We start from the raw sequence: 19,171 nt of genomic DNA, 5'->3' as shown, positions 1-19,171 counted from the left end.
CCTCCGAAAACTCGTCGGCGCGCTCGACCATCGGGAAGTGGCCGACGTCGGTGAGCACGCGCACATCGGCGTCGGGCAGCGCCTTTGCCAGCCCCATGGCCTCGGCGGCCGGAGCGGCCTTGTCCCGTTCCCCGCTGACGATGAGGAACGGGGTCCGCAGGCGCTCGACCGGCAGCCGAGGGGTCGCCAGATACGTCTCGAAGAAGCGCATCCAGCCGTACGGGCCGACGTGTTCGCGGACCTTCAGCGCCATGTGGCGCCGTACGTCGGGGGACAGCCGGTCACCGGCGCTCACCCGCAGGCCGTCTTCGAGGATCTGGTCGAAGTTGTTGACGTAGAACGAGAGCGTGGCCCAGTCGAAGTCGTGCTTGCGCGCCCGGTAGAAGGGGGAAACGAGAATGACCCCGGAAACCTCGGCGGGCGCGTGGTCCTCGGCGGGCGCGTGGTCCTCGGCGGACGTCTCGGCCAGCCAGGAGAGCAGCGCGGCGGCTCCGAAGGAGTGGCCGGCGATCACATCGGGACCGCCGGGCACCCGGGCCACGGCCTCCGCCACCCAGTGGGTGACCGGGCGGTCCGGCCAGCCGGGCCGCGAGAAGCCGCTCCAGGGGAGATCGGCCGCCCACACCTCCCAGGCCGGGTCGACGAGTCCGCTGAAGCCGTCCCATACGGCGGCGCCACCGGCCAGCCCGTGCAACAGCAGCACCCTCCTTCTCAGCGGCTTCGCCTCCGGGCGCTCGGGTCCTCGCGCGCCCTTTGGCTCAGCCGCTGCGGGAGTGACGGAGTCAGGGGCGGCCGGGCGGACCAGGCGTACCTCGACGAATCTCCCCGGGGCGTCTGCGGTGTTCATGCGGCGGCTCCGCCCGGCTGCCGGGGGGCGGCGGCGAGCCGACCGGGAGGGCTGAGCAGCAGTGCGGCCACGGCGTCCGCGGTGTCGTCGCCGCTGGTGATCAGCGCGTCCCCGGCGTCGGCCCGGCCCTCGGCCGTGCCCAGCCAGCCGACCGCGGCGGCGCACTGCAGCACGCCCAGCGCGCCGGAGGCGCGGCCGAAGGCGGTGGTGAGGTCGTGTCGCGGGACGCCGTCGGGGACGGGGTCGGCAGCGGCGCGCGCGTCGCGGGGCGTGCCGTAGCCCTCGGGGGTGAACCAGACCCCGGGCGCGGCGTCCTTGGGCAGCAACGCCCGTACGCATGCGGCGAGTTCGGTCCGACGTGCGTAGCGGCCCAGAACGGCCGCGGGCTCGACGCCCCGTTCGCGCGCCCAGGCGACGCCCTCGACGACGAGGGCGCCCGCCCCGTCGAGCAGCAGGTCTTCGGGGGAGGTGGAGCCGCCCGGCGAACCGCACAACAGCCCCTCCACCACCGCGTTGTGCGTCTCGACGCCGATCACCAGCGCGCGGCGCACCCGCCCGGCGGCCACCAGCGTGGCGGCCCAGTGGACGGCGTCCAGGCCGGAGGTGGCGCCGTTGCACAGCATCAGGTTGGGGCCCCGCAGGCCGAAGCGGATGGCCGCCCAGGAGGCGACCACATTGCTGGAGGCGTTCGGCAGGCCCATGGGGCTGAGGCCGGCCACCGAGTCCTCGGCGATGGCGGCGGCGGTGAGGCACGCGGTGTCCAGGTTGCCCAGGTTGGAGCTGGCGACGACGCCCACCGTCCCGCCCGGCACGGTCAGCTCCTCGCTGTCTCCGGGGATCAGGGCGGCGTCCCGCAGCGCGCCTTGCGCGGCGCACAGGGCCAGTTGGGTCGCGCGGTCCTTGTAACGGTGGCCGCGGCGGCCGATACGGGCGCCCGTGTCGAACGCTTCGTACGTCCGGTCCACACCAGACTCAGCGACGGCGCGCAGCAGTTCCCGGGGAGTGTCGGCGCCCGGCAGGGCCAGCCCGACTCCGGTGACAACAATTTTTGGGGAAACTAAAGGGGCCTCGAAATTCTGCGGGGCCTTGAGTGTCATGACCCAGCCCTCCCACCCGCACCCGCGCCCGCACCCGCGCCCACCCGCTCCACGATGGCCACCGCGTTGACGCCCCCGAACCCGAAGGCGTCGATCTGCGCGACGTTCAGCTCGGCGCCCTCGATCCGCTCCCGTACGAAGCGGAAGTCCGCCGCCTCCGCGACCGGGTCGGTCAGGCCGAGGGTCGGCGGCACCTGGCCCGTGGACAGCGACTTGAGCGCGACGATCAGGCTCAGCAGCCCGGAGCTGCCGGAGGTGTGGCCGGTCATGGACTTGATGGCGGTCATCAGGGGCGACCCCACGTCGTGGCCGAAGACCTCGGCGATGGCCGTCGCCTCCGCCTCGTCGTTGAGCAGGGTGCCGGTGCCGTGCAGCATGACCAGGTCGATGTCGCACGGTTTGACGCCTGCCCGCCACTGCGCCTCGTGCACCGCCTCGGCGATCCCCTTGGGGTCGGGGGCGGTGACATGACGCGCGTCACAGTTCATGCTGACGGCGCGCAACCGCCCCAAAAGCACACCGGCGGCCGCTCCCTCCCGCGTCTGCTCCCTCTGCGGCTCGTCCCGCCGCAGCACCACCGCCGCCGCGCCGTCGCCCATCAGCACCCCGCGGCGCGCCCGGTCGAAGGGCTGGACGCGCTCGGGCGGCTCGGCGTGGACCCGGTCCAGGAGGCCGAACATGCTCTCGGTGAGGGTGTCGACCCCGGCCACGACCACGGTGTCCTCGGCGCCGGTGGCCAGCAGATCGGCGGCCAGGGCGAGCGCGTACAGGGAGGCCGAGCAGGCGCCCGAGAAGGTGTAGCTGCGCTCCGCGCCGAAGCGGGCGCGCAGCGCGGGGCCGAAGTGCAGCCGGTCGGGGTCGAAGGGGGTGCCGTCGCGCCACGCCAGTTCGGCGGAGCGCAGCTCCCGCAGGCCGGTGCCGACCAGGACCGGCACCCGGCTCAGATCGTCGCCGAGGCCGGCCTGGGCGGCGGCCTCGGCGACGGCGCGCAGCAGCCACGCGGTGGCGCGGCCGGGTATGTCGCCGCCCGTGGCGGGGCGGTCGTCGATCTCGTACGCGTGGCGCGCCCGGTATCTGTCCGGGTCGAAGCCGCGCAGTCCACATCGTCCGCTGGTGCCCGCGCACAGCGCCGCGAAGACCTCGTCGACGCCTTCGCCCACGCTCGCCACGGCGCCCGCGCCGGTCACCAGCTGGCTCATGACCAGTCCGTGTCGCGCTTGCCGAAGATCACGACGGCGTTGTTGCCGCCGAAGGCCAGGCCGTTGTTCTGCACGATCTTCACATCGGCGTCGATGGCCCGGTTGGGCACGACGTCGAGCGCGCACTCGGGGTCGGTCTCCGCGTGGTTGATGGTCGGCGGGATGAAGCCCTCGGTGAGGGCGAGGGAGCAGGCGATGGCGGCCAGCGCGCTGGCCGCCCCCATGGTGTGGCCGATCATCGACTTGACGGATACGGTGCGGGGCGGGTCGTCCTCCCCGAAGACCTGGCGGATGGCGCGCGCCTCGGTGACATCGTTGGCCTTGGTTCCGGTGCCGTGTGCGGAGATGAAGTCGACTTCCTCCGGCTTGACTTCGGCATTCTCCAGGGCGATCCGCATGCAGCGGGCCACGCTGTCCTGGTGGGGCGCGACGGGGTGGTGCGCATCGCAGTTGAGGCCGTATCCGAGGACTTCCGCGTAGATACGGGCGCCGCGGGCGAGCGCCGATTCCAGGCTCTCCAGCAGCAATATGCCCGCGCCCTCGCCGGTGAGGATTCCCTTGCGGTCCTTGTCGAATGGCTGACAGCGCTCGGGGGCGATGGTGCCCAGCCGGTAGAAGCCGGTGAACGTCTTGCGGCAGAGGGCGTCGGCGCCGCCGCACAGTGCGAAGTCCACGTCTCCGCCGCGTATGGCGTCGAAGCCGTAGCCGATCGCGTAGTTCCCCGCCGCGCAGGCGGTGGGGAGGGTGACGGCTTCCACCCGGGTGAGGCCGAACTCCTGCGCTATCGCGGCGGAGAGCCGCCCGGCGGGCACCCGGCGGGCGACGACGGCGTCCATCTGCTCGGGCCCCTGGTCGACCTCCACCTCGACCAGGTGATCCAGGTCCCTGGACTCTCCGTCGGTGGTGCCGACGGAGATCAGTGTCGGGACGTCCCGCAGATCGTGCTCGGTCAGTCCGGCGTCGGCCAACGCCATTCGGGCGGCCGATACGGAGAACTGGCTGGCCCGGCCGAGGGTCCGGACATCGAGGTGCCGGATCCACTCGCCGGGGTCGAAGTCGGTGATCTCGCACGCCGTGGCGTGGTCGAACCCCTCGGTGTCGAAAGCGGTGATCGGCTTCGCGGCGCTCTTCCCGGACCGCAGTCCGGCAAGGAACTCGGCGGTGCCGACACCGATGCCGGACACCGTTCCGAGACCCGTTATCACGACCCTGCGGGCCGGCTCACCCTGCATATCGCCCTGCCTTCGCTTGAGTCCGCCACGGTGTCCGTTACCAGCCGGCCGCTTCGGAGACGACCTCGTAGACACCCTCGAGGTTGATCATGCGGCTGAGCTGCGCCTGCGGGATGACGACGTTGAACTCCTTTTCCAGGGCCGCCAGAATCTCTATGGCCCGCAGCGAATCCGCGTCGTGTTCTTCCTTGAAGAGGCTGGTCTCGGTGACCTCGTCCGGATCTATCTCAAGGATATCCGTGACGATTTCCTTGATTGTTTCCTGGCGCTCTTCGACGATGGCGGCCATTACCGCGCACCTCCATTTTTGGGCATGGGCAAAGCGAGGAACGTGCCCATGACGCTAAGCGCCGGTTCCAGATCGCGACAACCCCGGAGTCCACTAGCTGTCACACCCCTCGCCTGAGGTGACCGATTGGTAACCTCGGCTGTCATAAACCTGCCGCCCATGGGCCGTTCACAGGTGTTGTACGCAGTAAAGCTGCAGCAAGTTGCCAGCAAAAGGGGTACGGACAGGACCGTATCGCCCGCAAAGCCGCGCGGGTGGCCCGCCCGGGGCTCCGCCAGGCAGCTTCAGGCAGCTCGAGGCAGCTTCAGGCCACACCGGACGGCCGCGGCGCGCGCGGCCGCGGCATATCTCTAGGGGGACTACTAAAGACCCTGGAACCCATGAGATCGAGCCATATCGCCCTGCGGGGGGGCGGACCGTTGCGCGGCTCAGTCGGGGTACGGCTCCATGAGCCCCGCGCGCACAGCCCGCACTCCGGCCTGGAAACGCGACTCGACCCTCAGGTCCCGCATGATGTCGGCCACATAGCGCCGGTACGTACGCACCGAAAGCCCGAGCTTCCGGGCCGCCGCGTCGTCCTTGTACCCCTCTGCCATCAGGGTCAGGACCTCGCGCAGCACCCTGCCCCGCGCCCCGCCCTCGAAGGACAGCGGCCGGGTCGGCCGCTGCGCCGCGTCCCACATGCCGCACAGCAGCCCGTACAGCATGTCGGCCACGGTCGAGTTCTGGATCATCGAGGCCCGGGACCCGCCCGGCTCCCCCGGCGCCGCGTCGGGGGCGATGACCGCGGCGCCGTCCACCACGACCAGCTCCTGGCGTACGGCGCTGGACACCCGCACCTCCACGCGGGGCCCCAGCTCCCCCACGGTCCGCTGCCAGCGCGCGCCCCGGATGACCGCCTGCGGGCACAGCAGCCTGACCCGGACGCCCTTGTCCAGAAGCTGCGCGAACGTCTGGGCGGTCAGCTTGGCGTGCTCGTCGGAGGCGACCTCCGGCAGCGACCAGATCACGTCCTCTTCGGCCCGCAGCACCAGCCGGGCCACCCATCCGGCCACGGCCTCGCCCTCCACGGGCAGGTCGGCCGTCACACAGGCGAGGGTGGCGCGCCGGTGGTGGCGCACGGCGGACTCGAGCAGGTGCAGCGCCTGCCCGAGGGTCTGTTCGAGGTGGTCGGCCCCCGTTTCCGGCTCCGCCCGAATCGCCCCCCTCACGCCCACTTCCCCCTCAATTCCATCAATGGGCGTACCGTCGTCTTGTTGAATTCGAAATTGGCTCAAAGGACACCCCCCGGTTCCTTTTTCGGCACAGTAACGAGGGTGCGCACCCGATCGCAAGGCATACCCAGTGGGGTATACGAGCCCTATCATCGGCGGGAATATACCGGTTCTCAGGCTTCACTCAGGCCGAGATAAGCCTTGTCCTTGTGCCCAAGAGGCTGCGGCTCCCGGTCCCCATTGATAACTTCGCTTCAAGCCAGCACGAGTCCCTTGCCGTACGACGGCGGACCCACCCATCCCCGGGTCCCGAAAGGCGCCGCACACATGGCTGCACAGAACACCGCGACCACCGCCGCCGCGCCGGCCGACCCGCCTCGGTCGCCGACCGGCCGCCAATGGCTCGCTCTGTCGGTGCTCGTCCTGTCCCAACTGGCGGTATGGCTGGACAACACCGTGCTCAACGTCGCGCTGAAGACCCTGGCCGACCCGGACGAAGGTCTCGGCGCCAGCCCGAACCAGCTCCAGTGGAGCATCAGTTCGTACACGCTGGTCTTCGCGGTGCTGCTGTTCACCGGCGGGGTGCTCGCCGACCGGTACGGCCACCGCCGGCTGCTGCTCATCGGCATGCTCGTCTTCGGCGCCGCCTCCGTCTGGGCCGCCTACTCCGGCTCGGCCGACGAACTCATCGTCGCCCGTGGGGTGATGGGTCTGGGCAGCGCCCTGATCATGCCCGCGACGCTCGCGCTGATCGCCCAGGTCTTCGACGAGCGCCACCGCGCCATGGCCATCGCCATCTGGTCCGGCTCCAGCGGTATCGCCATCGCCACCGGCCCGATGATCAGCGGCGCGATCCTGGACCACTTCTGGTGGGGCGCGATCTTCCTGGTCAATGTGCCGATCGTGGTGCTGTGCGCGGTGGGCTCGTTCGTCTATCTGCCCGGAGCGGTCGCCAAGGTCCGTAAGAAGTTCGACCCGCTGGGTGTGCTGTTCTCCACCGCCGGGCTGTTCGCCGTCGTCTGGGGCGTCATCGAGGGCGGCCACCGCAACGACTGGACCGGCCCGGCCGTCCTCGGCTCGCTGGCCGGCGGCACGGTCCTGGTCGCCGTCTTCGTTCTGATCGAACTACGCGTGTCGAGTCCCGGATTCGACGTCCGGCTGTTCCGCAACGTGCGGTTCACCGGCGCGAGCGTCGCGGTGATGCTCACCTTCTTCGGGGTGAACGGCTCGATGTACTACACCAGCTTCTATCTCCAGGGCGTCCACGGCCAGACGCCGCTGGAGTGCGGACTGTCCATCGCCCCGGTGGCCCTCGGCGTGCTGCTGGGCGCCCCGCTGTCGGCCCGGCTGGTCCGGCTGTACGGCGTCCGGGCCGTGGTGACCTGCGCCATGCTGATCGCCACGGTGGGCTTCTTCGGCTATGTCTTCCTCGACGAGAACAGCGGCCTGGGCCTGTTCTGGGTCTTCCTGGTCCTCCAGGGCCTGGGCATGGGCGCCGCGGTCGCCCCCACCACCGAGGCCATCATGTCCGTCCTGCCCGCCGACCGGACCGGTGCGGGCTCGGCCGTCAACAACTCGATGCGGCAGATCGGCGGCGTCCTGGGGGTCGCGGTCCTCGGCTCCGTCCTGGCCGGGGTGTACCGGAACGAGATCACCCCGAAGCTGGACGGCCTGTCCGCGGAGCAGGCCGACGCCGCCGGGGAGTCGCCGGAGGCCACCCGGCTGCTCGCCCAGCGGCTGTCCCTGCCCCGGCTGTCCGACTTCGCGGACCAGGGCTTCGTCCACGCCATGCATGTCGCGTCCGTCGTCGGCGCCGCCGCGGCCGTGTTCGGCGCCGCGATCATCTGGTGGACGTTCCGCCGGGCCCCCCTTCCCAAGCGCGCCGCCGAAAACGGCTGACGGCACGGTTCGTCTCCACGGATCGACGTCACCCGTTCGCTTGCTGCGCCCGCTGCGCCCGCCCGTACAGCAACACGCTGACCACGGCGAACCAGACGAAGCCGAGGAAGCGACCGACCGGGATGAATACCGAGCCGCCCTGCGTGACGAGGGAGCTCATCGACAGCACACTGGCCACCCCGACCACCATGCCGCCCCAGGCGACCCAGACGGGCAAGGCTCGGCTGGCGCGTCCCGTCGCGGCGACCAGGAAGATCGCCAGGCCCAGGGCGGCGATGGCCGGGCCGGCGCCGGTGATGAACGACAGATCCGAGATGGCCCGATACGTGGACAGCTCCGCCTTGGAGCCGACTTGGGCCAGAACCCAACTCGTGCTCGCGGAGAGCAGCAGGAGCGCTCCCGCGACGGTGGCCAGCGCGCGCACCGCGCCCGCCCGGGCCTGACCGCCATGCCTGCGTACGAACGCGGTCAGCCAGGGGACGAACGCCAGCAGCGCGAGCGCGGACAATCCCTGGAACAGGCCGAGAATGCGCAGGAAATCCTCCAGCGCGGCCGGGTCCTTCAGCCGATACGCCTGCACTTCCGCGTCGCTGGAGTACGGCGTCACCGCTCCGGACGGGCCCAGCGCCCCGGCGATGACGAGACTGGCCACGAAGAACAGGACGTACAGCACTCCGCTCAGAGCGCCGAAGTCCCGGCGCTGAGCGCTCGCGCGGGTGAGCGTGGCGGTGGTCACGGAGGCAACCCCTCCCCGATGAGTGGTGGCGCCGGATCGGAAGTCCCTGACCCGGCGCCTTCACCATGACAGTCCGGCTCCCGTTGAACGTCCCACGCGGGAAGGCCGAGCGGGTACTCCCGGGAGCGTATTGGATCCATCAGCCGAACCGCTCGGAGCGCCGGCCGTACTCGGCGCGGAGCGGCGGAAGTTGCGTCCGCCCGATCTCTTGACGCCCATCCGGCCCACCTCTACCTTCTGGCCGAAGTTACGTACAGCGTTCGCAATATCGAACGCGCCGCCGCCGGAAGGGACTTGTCGTGCTCCGCACCCATGCCCGCGCCCGCGCACGCCACTGGCTGACCCTCGGGGCAGCAGTACTGGCCCTGCTCGCCTCATTCGTCACCGCCACCGTCCAGTCCGCGCAGCCCGCCGCCGCGGCCGACGGCAGGCCGTACACCAACCCGGTCAAGGCGCAGAAGGGCGCCGACCCCTGGCTTGAGTACTACAACGGCAACTACTACCTGGTGACGACCTCCTTCACCGGTGAGCTCACCATGCGCAAGTCGCCCACGCTGGCCGGTCTTTCCACTGCGCCGAGCGTCCAGGTGTGGTCCGATGCCACCTCGGGCCGCAACTCCAACTTCTGGGCGCCCGAGCTCCATTTCTTCGACGGCAAGTGGTACCTGTACTACTCGGCCGGCAACCGCGGCACCGCCTGCTGCGACTCCCAGCGCACCCATGTCCTGGAGAGCGCGGGCTCCGACCCGATGGGCCCCTACACCTACAAGAACAAGCTCGCCGGAGCCAACCTCGGCCCCGACGGCTGGCTCATCGACGCCAGCGTGCTCCGCCACGGCGGCAAGCTGTACCTGGTGGGCAGCGGCTTCATCAACGGCAGCGCGCAGAGCCTGGTCATCGCGCCGCTGAGCAATCCGTACACGCTCTCCAGCTCCACCTTCACCATCATCTCCAGCCCCACCCTGAGCTGGGAGACCTCCGGCAACCCGGTCAACGAAGGCCCCGAGCCGCTGTACCGCAACGGCCGCACCTTCCTGACCTTCTCCGCCAGCTCCTGCCAGACCCCCGACTACAAGCTCGGCCAACTGGAGCTCACCGGCAGCGATCCGCTGAACCCCGCCGCCTGGACCAAGAAGCAGACGCCGGTCTTCCAGCGCAATGACGCCGCCGGTGTCTACGGCCCCGGCCACAACGGGTTCTTCACCTCCCCCGACGGCACCGAGAACTGGATCGTCTACCACGGCAACAACTCGGCCAACGGCGGCTGCGGCAACGGCCGTACGACACGGGCGCAGAAGTTCACCTGGAACGCCGACGGCACACCGAACTTCGGCACCCCCGTAGCCCTCGGCACCTCGCTCCCCGGCCCGTCCGGCGAAACGGCCACCACGCCCACCGCCTACACGCTGGTCAACCGCAACAGCGGCAAATGCCTCGACGTATCGGGCGGCAACACCGCCGACGGCGCCAACATCTTCCAGTGGACGTGCACCGGCGGCGCCAACCAGAAGTGGCGGATCGAGGACATGGGCGACGACACCAGCCGCCTGGTGAACGTGGCCACCGGCAAGGTCCTGGACACCGCCGACTGCTCCACCGCCGACGGCGCCGATATCCGCCAGTGGTCCTGGCTGAACAACAACTGCCAGAAGTCCCGGCTGATCTACACCGGCGGTGACTACGTCCGGATCACCAACGCCAACAGCGGCAAGGTCGCCGACGTGACCGACTGCGGCACGGCGGACGGTGCCGACGTACGCCAGTGGAGCTGGCTGAACAACAACTGCCAGCAGTGGCGGCTGGTACCGACGACCGCCTGACGCGGGGCCGCGTCCAGATCGTTCGGCACAGACTGATCACGGCCACCCCGCGTCATGCGCCCAGCCTCGAGGCAGTAGTGTCCGCGGGGATGGACGGCTCAGCAGGAGAACCTCAGCCGCCGTGGGATGCCGTGGCCGCGCTGGTGCGGGCGGCACAGGCAGGCGACGTGCTGGCGATGGACGAGGTGCTGACCGTGGTGACGCCGTATGTGACCCGGCTGTGCCGGCCGATCGCCCTGTCGCATTGCGAGGACGCCGTTCAGGAGGCGCTGACCGCGGTCTTCGTCGGGATGCGGGGGGTGCGCGATCCACAGGCGTTCTACGGATGGGTACGCACGGTCACCGTGCGCGAGGCGGTGCGGGTGGCGCGGCGCACCGCCGTCGAGCGGGCCGTCGATCCCGACGAAGTCGCCCGCCTGCACGTTCTCGTCGGCGTCGGTGACGGCGAGCTGTCGGCGCAGGTACGGGACGTGCTTACGCGGATGCCCGTGCATCATCGCGCCGTGCTCGTCCTGCGCGAGCTTGAGGAGCTTGATGAACGTAGTGCGGCCAAGATCCTGGGTATCGCGCCGGGCACGGTCAAGTCACGCCTCCACCGCGCCCGTTCGGCATTCCGGAAGGCGTGGCAGCAATGAGCGTTGATGCCGTGACCCGGCTGCGGCTGATGGCCGCGGGCCTGCACACCACGCTGTACGCGGAGGAGCGCCTGGAGCTGCCGTACGACAAGGTATGGGCGGTCGCCTCGGATCTGGCGGGCGAGCTGCCACACCTCGTGCCTGCGCTGCGCGAGTTCCGCGTCCCGCCCGGCGACGCCGAGCGCAAGCGCGCCCTGGCGGTGGGCCCCCTGGGCTGCCGCAGCGCCTTCGACGTGCGGCTGGCTCCCGGCTGGTGCCTGATGCAGTCGCGACTCGTGGTGGGGGGTATGGCCGCCGTACCGGAGGGCGACGGCACGCGCTTCGCCATGCTCGGCGCGGCGCGTCCCGCCGCCCTGCGGCCGATTCAGTGGGCGTACGCTCTCGGGGCCCGCCGCAGTCGGGCCTTCATCCGGAAGGTCGCACTCCGGGCGGCCCTGCGCACATAGTCGTTCAACGACCCGCCACGAACAGCTCCCTCATCGCCCCGGCGACCACATGGGGACTCTCCCGCGGCAGAAAGTGGCCGACGCCTGGCACGATCCGTACGGTGAGATCGTCCGCATGGCTCTCGCCCCCGGCCAGCATGGACGGCGGTATCACGTTGTCCCGCTCACCACCCAGCAGCACGGTCGGGACGGTCAGCCGCTGCCCGCGCCACGTGCCGCGCAGCAGCGCCGGGATCTCCCGGACCACGTACTGCCAGAACATGGCCTGCCCGGCGTGCGCACTGGCCTGAGCCGCAGCGCTGAACTCCGCGAGCTCATCGGCTTGCCAGACCGACCGGTCGGCGACCTGGTGACGCAGCAGGAAGCGGGCGAACGCCGGCCAGCGGCGCAGCACGGCCCGGCCGATCACCGGATACTCGATGAAGGCGGTGTACCACTGCCGCCACAGGTTCGGCAGGATGGCCCGCTGCCGGGCCCACGGGTGCGCCATGTTGAGCGCCAGATGACCAGTGAACCGCTCCGGTGCCCGCAGGCACAGCCGGAAGCCGACCTGGGCACCCCAGTCGTGCCCGACCAGGCCCACTCGATCAAGCCCAAGTGCGTCCAGCAGCGCAAGCATGTCGTCGGACAGGCTGTCGATGTCGTAACCGCGCCGGGTCTGCTCCGACCAGCCGAAGCCCCGCAGATCCGGGCAGATCAGCCGTCGTCCGGCGGCCGACAGGACGGCGACGCGGTGCCAGGCGAACCAGTGCTGCGGGAAGCCGTGCAGCAGCAGGACCGGCGCCCCGGTCCCGTACTCGGCGACATGCAGCCGGACGCCGCGCACCTCCAGCCGGCTGTGCTCCGCCCCTTCGGCGTTCGGGAGCGGTCTGTCGACGGCGGCCGTGACCGAGGTTGTGCTCGATGTCATGGGAAACACCTCTCGCCTTCGGCGGGTCTCCTGAGGGCCCGCTTCGGCATGCCAGGAGGCAGCACCGAGCCAAAACGTTCCCCGCGACTCCGCTTGGGCGGACGCAGCAGCTTGGGCGGACGCGGCCAGGGTGCGAGCCGACATGGTGCTGGAGCTGCCGCGGAGGTGGGCTCCCAAGGACGTGGGGTCAGGTCGAGGAGTCGGCCCAGACCTACCCGCAGTCCCGGCCGCCATCGCCGCTGCGCGCGGTCAAGTCCGCCATCTGGGGGGCGGACGAGGCAGCGGTCCTCCAGGAACGCGTACAGGGGCCCTTCGCGGGTACGGGTGTGGGTGCGCTTCGCTTCGCTGCGCGTTGGCTTCGCCTGCGCTTCGCCTGCGCCGATGCGCCGTCTCGCGGCATTCGGCTCGCGCGGGTGCGGGTTTCGTCTCGGACCCTCCGGGTCCAAAGCGCCGGCGAGAAGGGGGAAAGGGGGCGGCTGACCCAACGTCCCGATTCCTCAGCCCGGCGGGCGGCTGAGCTCAAAGAGGCTCCGCTGCGCTCCGCCGCAGCCGCTGCCGCGCGATGGCCGACCGATCAGCCCAGCGGTGCGCTGGACCGGGGGTGCGGGAGCGCGACGGATGGGCGGGCACCGGGGAACGGGATCGCCTCTCCCCCCCGCCCTCTCTCAGAAAAACGCTTGATGCAGTACTTGATGTAGGGCAAGCATTTTTTTAAGAGCAGGTGGGGGGAGGCCCCAACCGGACCGGCCTCCACCGCTCCGGACGCCCAACCACCGTTCCGCCACCCGCCAGCAGGTGACGCCCCCTTGGGCCGGACCGCGACGATGCCCCCAGTCCCCCTCCCCTTCCCGCTACTGGCCGCTTTGCGCCAAAGGCGCGAGACGATACCGGCACTCGGCGACCGGACCATGCCGCCCCACGGCGCCGGCCTGTCCGTCACGCTCCCACGCCCCAGATCAGCACACCGCTGGTCCCCTCACTCGTCCACCGCCCGGCAGCAGTCGCGGCGCAGCGCAGCGGAGCCCGTCCTGAGTCCAGATCCGCGAACGTCGAGGCCGTGATCGGCAGCGCGCCGCTGGAGCCGGCCACGGGTTTTCACGCCCGAGCGGGCTCAGATGGTGCGCCCGACACCGGCCGGGGGGCGACAGCGGCGGCTACGGGGTGAATCGGATGGTTACGTTCGCCCAGCCGTCCGGGCTCACGTACTGCCACGCGCCAAGCTCGTCCGCCGTGAGCATCGCTTCGGAGTACAGGGCTGCGACGAGGAGTTTCCAGGGCCCGTCTCTCTCGGCAGCCTCCCCATAGGACAGATCTCGTCGCGACTCGTCGGCGGCCTTGAATACGGCGGTGCGGATATCGACGTACCGTGGCGTGTGGGCGGTCCCCGTGGTGACCCCGGTCTCGCTGATGAACGTCCATTCGGCGCGCCAGGGGCCATGTGGCATGGGGCAATCGTCCGCTCTGGCGAAGTGTTCGGTGAGTGCTGTCTGCGCGGGGCCCTGCCGGGGTGCCCCATGGGAAACCGAAAGGGTGGTCACCCGGCAGCGGGCGGCATCTGTGCTGGGGCGATGCCTCGTTGGCGCTGGGCATGGAGCCGCGCGATGGCCCGTAGCTGCCGCCGCTCGTACGTGGTGGCGGGCCGTACGGATGCCTGGGGCGAGCGCCAGGTGAGGCCGGTGGAGCGGGTGAGGCAGACGAATGGCCCTACGAAGTCGGTGATCGTGCCGGGCATGTCGTAATGCCGGTCGTAGACCACCATGCCGACCGCGAGGCTGTGCGGGGTGCCGGTTCTTCTTGTCACTTCGGCCCCCGCCCCAGGTGCTGGGCAATCTGCTCGCTCAGGGCGGCGGACTGCTGCCACAGTTCTTCAAGGGTGGGCCGATCGTCGCCGCCCTGCGGTCCGTCGTCCTGTCCCTGCTGCGGTGGGGGCGTTGTCGGAGTGCTCATCTACGCCACCACCCTGACGCCATGAATGACGCGCGGGCCGATGTCGATTCCGTGCACGGCCAGCCAAAGCGTCCGCCGACGCTGCCGCCGCAGTCGGCGCGCAGCGCGCTCCTGCCGTTGCTCGTGTGCGAGGACGTACGGCCGGACCATGGCGGGAGCGGGGTCGTCCGGCGCCCCGGAGAGGGCAGGCTGTGCGGGTACGTGGGGCACGCGGGCCGGACGCGGCATCGTCGGCGTGTGCTGGTGCGGCGCGGCGCGGTGACGGCCCGACGGCGGCAGCAGTAGACGTAGCAGCGCTTCGAAGATCCACGCGATAGCGTGGGCCATGCTCATCAACCTCCTGGGGTTGAGGGCCACGCCCCCGGGCCGCGGTGCATGCGGTTGCGGGGGTCTTGCGTGTGGCCTGTGGTGTGGCGACTGACCGCTCCGGATGCGCACCGGGCGTAGTCCATCGGTCACCAAGAGAACACGACATCCCATAGACTTGGGGGACTTCAGCGCCGGGACCAAAGTCCGCTGCGCGCGGCACCCCCGGCCGTGATTCTGTATCGGGAGGTCACAGTGGTGGACGAGATCACCCCGTCCGAAGACTTCAGTCAGCCACCCAACCCTCTTCAGCGCTTCGGAGCGGATGTGAAGCGCGTACGCCTCGGCCGCAAGCTCACGCAGAAGCAGCTAGCTAAAGCGACGGGCTACTCGGAGGCGTACGTCAGCACTGTGGAGTCTGGGAAGCAGATGCCCAGTGAGAAGTTCGCGAGGGGCTGTGACCTGGCGTTCGGAACGAACGGGTTGTTCGTTGGGTTGCTGAAGCGGATTGACGAGGGGGACCATCCCTTGTGGTTCGTCCCGTACCTGAACTTGGAGCAGAAGGCCTCGCGGATACTGGACTACTCCGCGAACCTCGTGATGGGCATGCTCCAGACCGAGGACTACGCGCGGTCCGTCTTCAGTGCATCCCACCCCCGGGAGAAGGCGGAGGTGATTGAGGGCAGGGTTGCCGCACGCCTACGGCGTCGCGAGGTGTTCGAACGGGACGCCCCGCCGCTCCTGTGGGTCATCCTTCATGAGGCGTGCTTGCGAACGGTCGTAGGTGGCGCTGAGGTCATGGCGGGGCAGCTTGAGTACCTGCTGACGGCAGTCGCGTCACAGCAGGTAGACCTCCAGGTCATGCCGTTCTCGGCAGGAGCCCCTGCCACGAACGCCATGATGCCGTTTACGCTGCTGATGTTCGCTGACTCACCCACCGTGCTTTACTCGGACGGGCCGCAAGGGGGCAGGCTGTACGACTCGGCCAGGACGGTTGAGGGCGCCATGGATAACTACGATCGGCTGAGGGCACATGCGTTGTCCCCAGGCGAATCGCTAGCCCTTATCAGGACCCTGTTGAAGGAGTACGGATCATGAGCGCCGACCTCGATTTCACCGTCGCCGAGTGGGTCAAGTCGTCCTACAGCGGGGGCGACGGGGGGCAGTGCGTCGAATTCTCCCCCACCTTCGCCGCGTCCGGTGTGATACCAGTCCGGGACTCCAAGGCCCCGAACGGTCCGGCACTCGTCTTCTCCGCGGACGGCTGGTCCTCGTTCGTCTCCGCCATACGGTGCGGAGAGTTCCCCGCCACCTGATCCGCCCGACAACTCCCTTCCGACGCACGCGGCTTGTGATCTTTTCCTTGCCTCGGTCCGTAACCCAGGCATAGCCTCCGGGCACAACGACCGTAATTCGGAAGGCAGTTCCCATGCGTACAGCTGTCATCACCGCGCCAGGACAGGTGGAAATCAGAGAGATACCTGTGCCGGACGTGGGCGACTCGGAGGTGCTGGTACGCATCGCCGCGTGCGGGGTGTGCACCATGGAGGCCAACCTGTACGCGGGACGCATGACCGTCTACCCCGCCGCCGCCGGCCATGAGATCGCCGGGTGGGTCGAGCGCGTGGGCGCCAAGGCCGCCGGGCTGGACGACATGCCGGCCGTCGGCGACCTCGTCACCATCGACGGGCTGCCCCGCTGCGGCACCTGCCGCAGCTGCCGGGCGGGGCAGTCCGCCATCTGCGTCGCCCTCCAGGGGCACAAGCGCGAGGACGGCGCGATCACCATGGGCGCGGGGCTCGCCGACTACATCAAGGTGGACGCGTCGCGGGTGTGGTCCGTGGGCGACACCGACCCGGCCGTCGCGGCCATGGGCGAACCGCTCGCCTGCGTGGTCCACTCGCTGCGCCGCGGTGGCTTCCGGGCGGGCGACCGGGTCACCGTGGTCGGCGCCGGGTACATGGGCCATCTGCACCTCGCCGTGACCAAGGCGCTCCAGGCGCGCAGCGTGTCCGTGGTGGAGCGGGACGAGCAGCGGCTGGCCGCCATCGCCGCGGCCGGCGCGGACGCCGCCGTCGCCCCGGGCGATCTGGGCCAACTGCCCCGCGCCGATGTGGTGTTCGTGACCATCGCGTCCAAGGACGCCATCGCCGTGGCGCTGGCCTCGGTCGCCGACGGCGGCCGCATCGTGCTCTTCGGCGGCTCCCCCGACGGCCCCCCGGCCGAGCTGCCCGGCTACGAGGTGCACCGCCGCCAGCTGACGGTCACCGGTTCCTTCAGCCATGACCCGGAGGACTGGCGGGCGGCGGCGGAGCTGCTGCGCGGGGGCACGCTGACGGGTCGGCTGGAGACGCTGGTCACCGCGCGGTATGCGCTGGACGAGGTCGAGAAGGCGCTGAAGCAGGCCGCGGAGACGCCGGTCTACCGGGTCGTCGTGACGCCGTAGCCGCGCGGGCGGCATTCCCACCACTACCGAGAGGACCACTGTGCCCCCGCACGAGAACACCCTGCGCGTCGGCGTGCAGCTGCACCCCCAGCACACCGAGCTCGACCAGCTCCGTACCGCCTGGCGCGAGGCCGACGCGCTGGGCGTCGACTCGATCTGGACCTGGGACCACTTCCTGCCGCACCACGGCGACCCGGCCGGGAACCACTTCGAGTGCTGGTCGCTGTTGTCCGCGATGGCCGTCGAGACCAGCCGGGCCACCATCGGCCCGCTCGTCAGCTGCACCGCGTTCCGCAATCCGCATGTGCTCGCCGACATGGCCCGCACCGTCGACCAGCTCAGCGGCGGGCGGCTGGTGCTGGGGCTCGGCGCGGGGTGGTTCGAGGCGGAGCACACGGAGTACGGCATCCCGTTCCCGGGCCCGGCCGAGCGCGTGGACGCGTTCGCCGCGGCCATCGCGGCGATCAAGGAGCGGCTGGGGAAGCTCAACCCCGGTCCCGCGGGGCCGCTTCCGCTGCTGATCGGCGGGGCCGGGCGGCGGCGCACCCTGGAGCTGGTGGCCCGCGAGGCGGACTGGTGGAACTGGTACGGCTGGGCCTCCGAGGACCCGGTCGCCGACTTCCGCGAGCTGAACGGCGTGCTGGACCAGTGGTGCGAGCGCGTCGGCCGCGACCCGGGTGAGGTGGCCCGTACGGTCATGGTCAACCCGGACCAGCTGCCGCTCGTGGAGGGCTTCGCCGAGGCCGGTGCGGTCCATGTGGTGCTGTCCCTGGCCGCGCCGTACGATCTGCGCCAGGTGGAGGAGCTGCTGAAGGTGCGCGAGGCGCTGGGCGCCGGGCGGGCTTCTTGACGGCTGGCGCAGCGCCGCCCCGCGAGGTCCTGGGGCGGCGCTTTCGCCTGCTCATGGGGTGTCTGCTGCTGTCCACCCTGGGCAACGGCCTGTGCTTCCCGTTCACCTCCATCTACATCAGCGAACTGCTCGGGCTCGGCTCCCGGGCCGCGGGCGGCTACTTCATCGCCATGGCGGCGGCCAGCTTCGCCGCCGCCCTGCTCGGCGGGCCGCTCGCGGACCGGGCGGGGCCGCACCGGGTGGGGGCGCTGGGGGCCGCGGCGCTCGCGGTCGGGTACGGGATGCTGGCCCCGGTCGACACGGTGGTGCCGGTTCTGCTCTCGGGTGCGTGCGTCGGGGTGGGCTTCGGGCTGTTCTACGCCTCGATCGTGGGCGTCGTGGACGCCGCCGTTCCGGAGAGCGGGCGCCGTACGGCCTTCTCGGTCCGGCACATCGTGAACAACGTGGGGATCGGGGCGGGTTCGGTCGTCGCCGGTCTGGCGCTGCGCGGGGCCGAGGCTCCCGTCGGGACGCTGCGCTGGCTGTACGTGGCCAACGCGGCGGCCGCGGTGCCGCTACTGGTGGCCATCTGGGCCATGCGGCCGCGGAAGTCCGCCCAGGTGCGGGAAGAAAAGGGCGAGCAGGGCGGCGGGCCGACGTACCGCACGCTGCTGCGCGCCCGTCCGATGGCGCTGCTGGTGCTGGCCCAGGCGCTGTTCGCGATCGTCGGCTTCACCCAGATCGAGGCGACGGTGCCGCTGCTGCTCCACGACCACATGGACATCACGCTGGGGTGGGTGTCGGTGGTGGTGGCGGCCAACTCGTTCGCGCTGGTGGCGCTCCAGCCGCTGCTGCGGCGGCGGCTGGAGCGGCTGCCGGAGACGGTCGCGCTGGCCGCCGGTCCGGTGCTGTGGGTGGCGGCGTTCGGCTGCGGTCTGGGCGCGGTGCTCGCCGGGGAGGCCGCCTCGTCGCTGGTGCGGTACGGGCTGCTGCTGGCCTTCGCGGTGGTCTTCGCGGCGGGCGAGCTGATGTATTCCTCGGCGTTCTATCCGCTGCTGCTGCGCTGGTCCGGGGAGACGGCCGTGGGCCGGGCGAGCGCCCTGGCGTCGCTGGCGTGGAACCTGGGCACGGCCTCCGGGCCGCCGATCGGGCTGTTCGTGATCGTGCACGCCTCGGCGGCGGGCAGCTGGGTCGCGCTCGCGGTCGGCGCGGTCGCGGCGTTCGCGGTGGCGGGCGCGCTGCACCGCCGGGCGGCGCGGGACCGGGCGGCGGGTGCGTGAGCTCCCGCCGCCCGGCCGGGTGCGGCCGGATTCGACCCG

20 protein-coding genes and 1 pseudogene are annotated in these 19,171 nt (G+C 70.7%); 9 read left to right on the top strand and 12 right to left on the bottom strand.

Annotation, left to right across the window (positions count from 1 at the left end):
* Positions 1-31: 31 nt before the first annotated feature.
* From ACH4U7_RS43060 to ACH4U7_RS43035, 6 genes and pseudogenes are all read right to left on the bottom strand, one after another.
* Positions 32-847: pseudogene (locus ACH4U7_RS43060) on the bottom strand (alpha/beta fold hydrolase); the annotation flags it as partial.
* Positions 844-1,944 (bottom strand): beta-ketoacyl synthase N-terminal-like domain-containing protein, encoded by a 1,101-nt coding sequence (locus tag ACH4U7_RS43055; RefSeq protein ID WP_398533229.1) that lies wholly within the window; start codon positions 1,942-1,944, stop codon positions 844-846. The gene ACH4U7_RS43055 and the pseudogene ACH4U7_RS43060, both read right to left, overlap by 4 nt.
* Entirely contained in the window at positions 1,941-3,143 is a 1,203-nt protein-coding gene (locus ACH4U7_RS43050; protein WP_398533228.1) for a beta-ketoacyl synthase N-terminal-like domain-containing protein, read from the bottom strand. The genes ACH4U7_RS43055 and ACH4U7_RS43050 overlap by 4 nt, the downstream gene beginning before the upstream one ends.
* Positions 3,140-4,375, bottom strand: a complete 1,236-nt coding sequence (locus tag ACH4U7_RS43045) for a beta-ketoacyl-[acyl-carrier-protein] synthase family protein (RefSeq protein ID WP_398533227.1) — start codon at positions 4,373-4,375, stop codon at positions 3,140-3,142. The genes ACH4U7_RS43050 and ACH4U7_RS43045 overlap by 4 nt, the downstream gene beginning before the upstream one ends.
* A 37-nt stretch (positions 4,376-4,412) precedes the next feature.
* A complete protein-coding gene (locus ACH4U7_RS43040; protein ID WP_358641234.1) occupies positions 4,413-4,664 on the bottom strand; it encodes a phosphopantetheine-binding protein in 252 nt (83 codons plus the stop codon).
* Positions 4,665-5,092: 428 nt separating this feature from the next.
* Positions 5,093-5,875: a LuxR C-terminal-related transcriptional regulator gene (locus ACH4U7_RS43035; protein WP_385621219.1), complete on the bottom strand. Its 783-nt coding sequence runs from the start codon at positions 5,873-5,875 to the stop codon at positions 5,093-5,095.
* Positions 5,876-6,205: 330 nt separating this feature from the next.
* On the opposite strand from ACH4U7_RS43035, the gene ACH4U7_RS43030 reads away from it, so the two are divergent.
* Complete coding sequence (locus tag ACH4U7_RS43030) at positions 6,206-7,777, top strand: MFS transporter (RefSeq protein WP_398533226.1); 1,572 nt, start codon at positions 6,206-6,208, stop codon at positions 7,775-7,777.
* 28 nt (positions 7,778-7,805) lie between these two features.
* Here the strand turns inward: ACH4U7_RS43030 and ACH4U7_RS43025 are convergent, their stop codons facing one another.
* The gene (locus ACH4U7_RS43025) at positions 7,806-8,513 is read right to left on the bottom strand and encodes a hypothetical protein (RefSeq protein WP_398533225.1); all 708 of its coding nucleotides are present in this window, start codon (positions 8,511-8,513) and stop codon (positions 7,806-7,808) included.
* A gap of 299 nt (positions 8,514-8,812) precedes the next feature.
* Between ACH4U7_RS43025 and ACH4U7_RS43020 the strand changes: the two genes are divergently transcribed.
* From ACH4U7_RS43020 to ACH4U7_RS43010, 3 genes are all read left to right on the top strand, one after another.
* On the top strand, positions 8,813-10,333 hold the full coding sequence (locus ACH4U7_RS43020; protein ID WP_398533224.1) for a family 43 glycosylhydrolase: 1,521 nt from the start codon (positions 8,813-8,815) through the stop codon (positions 10,331-10,333).
* Positions 10,334-10,464: 131 nt separating this feature from the next.
* Entirely contained in the window at positions 10,465-10,968 is a 504-nt protein-coding gene (locus tag ACH4U7_RS43015; RefSeq protein WP_398533223.1) for an RNA polymerase sigma factor, read from the top strand.
* Positions 10,965-11,414 carry a hypothetical protein gene (locus ACH4U7_RS43010; RefSeq protein WP_398533222.1) on the top strand — a complete coding sequence of 150 codons (450 nt, stop codon included), beginning with the start codon at positions 10,965-10,967 and terminating at the stop codon, positions 11,412-11,414. The genes ACH4U7_RS43015 and ACH4U7_RS43010 overlap by 4 nt, the downstream gene beginning before the upstream one ends.
* A gap of 4 nt (positions 11,415-11,418) precedes the next feature.
* Here ACH4U7_RS43010 and ACH4U7_RS43005 read toward each other — a convergent pair whose 3' ends face one another.
* The 5 genes from ACH4U7_RS43005 to ACH4U7_RS42985 all read right to left on the bottom strand — a co-directional run bounded on the left by ACH4U7_RS43005 (position 11,419) and on the right by ACH4U7_RS42985 (position 14,598).
* Positions 11,419-12,324, bottom strand: a complete 906-nt coding sequence (locus ACH4U7_RS43005) for an alpha/beta fold hydrolase (protein ID WP_398533221.1) — start codon at positions 12,322-12,324, stop codon at positions 11,419-11,421.
* Between the two features lie 1,154 nt (positions 12,325-13,478).
* Positions 13,479-13,769 (bottom strand): hypothetical protein, encoded by a 291-nt coding sequence (locus ACH4U7_RS43000; protein WP_398533220.1) that lies wholly within the window; start codon positions 13,767-13,769, stop codon positions 13,479-13,481.
* Between the two features lie 89 nt (positions 13,770-13,858).
* Positions 13,859-14,125 (bottom strand): hypothetical protein, encoded by a 267-nt coding sequence (locus tag ACH4U7_RS42995; RefSeq protein WP_398533219.1) that lies wholly within the window; start codon positions 14,123-14,125, stop codon positions 13,859-13,861.
* Positions 14,122-14,271: a hypothetical protein gene (locus tag ACH4U7_RS42990; protein WP_398533218.1), complete on the bottom strand. Its 150-nt coding sequence runs from the start codon at positions 14,269-14,271 to the stop codon at positions 14,122-14,124. The genes ACH4U7_RS42995 and ACH4U7_RS42990 overlap by 4 nt, the downstream gene beginning before the upstream one ends.
* Entirely contained in the window at positions 14,272-14,598 is a 327-nt protein-coding gene (locus ACH4U7_RS42985) for a hypothetical protein (protein WP_398533217.1), read from the bottom strand.
* Positions 14,599-14,835: 237 nt separating this feature from the next.
* On the opposite strand from ACH4U7_RS42985, the gene ACH4U7_RS42980 reads away from it, so the two are divergent.
* From ACH4U7_RS42980 to ACH4U7_RS42960, 5 genes are all read left to right on the top strand, one after another.
* Positions 14,836-15,675, top strand: a complete 840-nt coding sequence (locus tag ACH4U7_RS42980) for a Scr1 family TA system antitoxin-like transcriptional regulator (RefSeq protein ID WP_398533216.1) — start codon at positions 14,836-14,838, stop codon at positions 15,673-15,675.
* Positions 15,672-15,893 carry a DUF397 domain-containing protein gene (locus tag ACH4U7_RS42975; RefSeq protein WP_398533215.1) on the top strand — a complete coding sequence of 74 codons (222 nt, stop codon included), beginning with the start codon at positions 15,672-15,674 and terminating at the stop codon, positions 15,891-15,893. Before ACH4U7_RS42980 ends, ACH4U7_RS42975 begins: the two co-directional genes overlap by 4 nt.
* A gap of 113 nt (positions 15,894-16,006) precedes the next feature.
* Positions 16,007-17,023 carry a zinc-binding dehydrogenase gene (locus tag ACH4U7_RS42970; RefSeq protein WP_398533214.1) on the top strand — a complete coding sequence of 339 codons (1,017 nt, stop codon included), beginning with the start codon at positions 16,007-16,009 and terminating at the stop codon, positions 17,021-17,023.
* A 40-nt stretch (positions 17,024-17,063) separates the two neighbouring features.
* Positions 17,064-17,873, top strand: a complete 810-nt coding sequence (locus ACH4U7_RS42965) for an LLM class F420-dependent oxidoreductase (protein ID WP_398533213.1) — start codon at positions 17,064-17,066, stop codon at positions 17,871-17,873.
* Complete coding sequence (locus ACH4U7_RS42960) at positions 17,870-19,132, top strand: MFS transporter (protein WP_398533212.1); 1,263 nt, start codon at positions 17,870-17,872, stop codon at positions 19,130-19,132. Before ACH4U7_RS42965 ends, ACH4U7_RS42960 begins: the two co-directional genes overlap by 4 nt.
* The last annotated feature ends 39 nt before the right edge of the window (positions 19,133-19,171 follow it).

The sequence above is a fragment of the Streptomyces sp. NPDC020845 genome (genome assembly GCF_044334165.1).
Taxonomy (GTDB): Bacteria; Actinomycetota; Actinomycetes; order Streptomycetales; family Streptomycetaceae; genus Streptomyces.
Note: the sequence above shows the minus strand (reverse complement) of the source record. Positions and strands in the feature narration are given on the sequence as shown.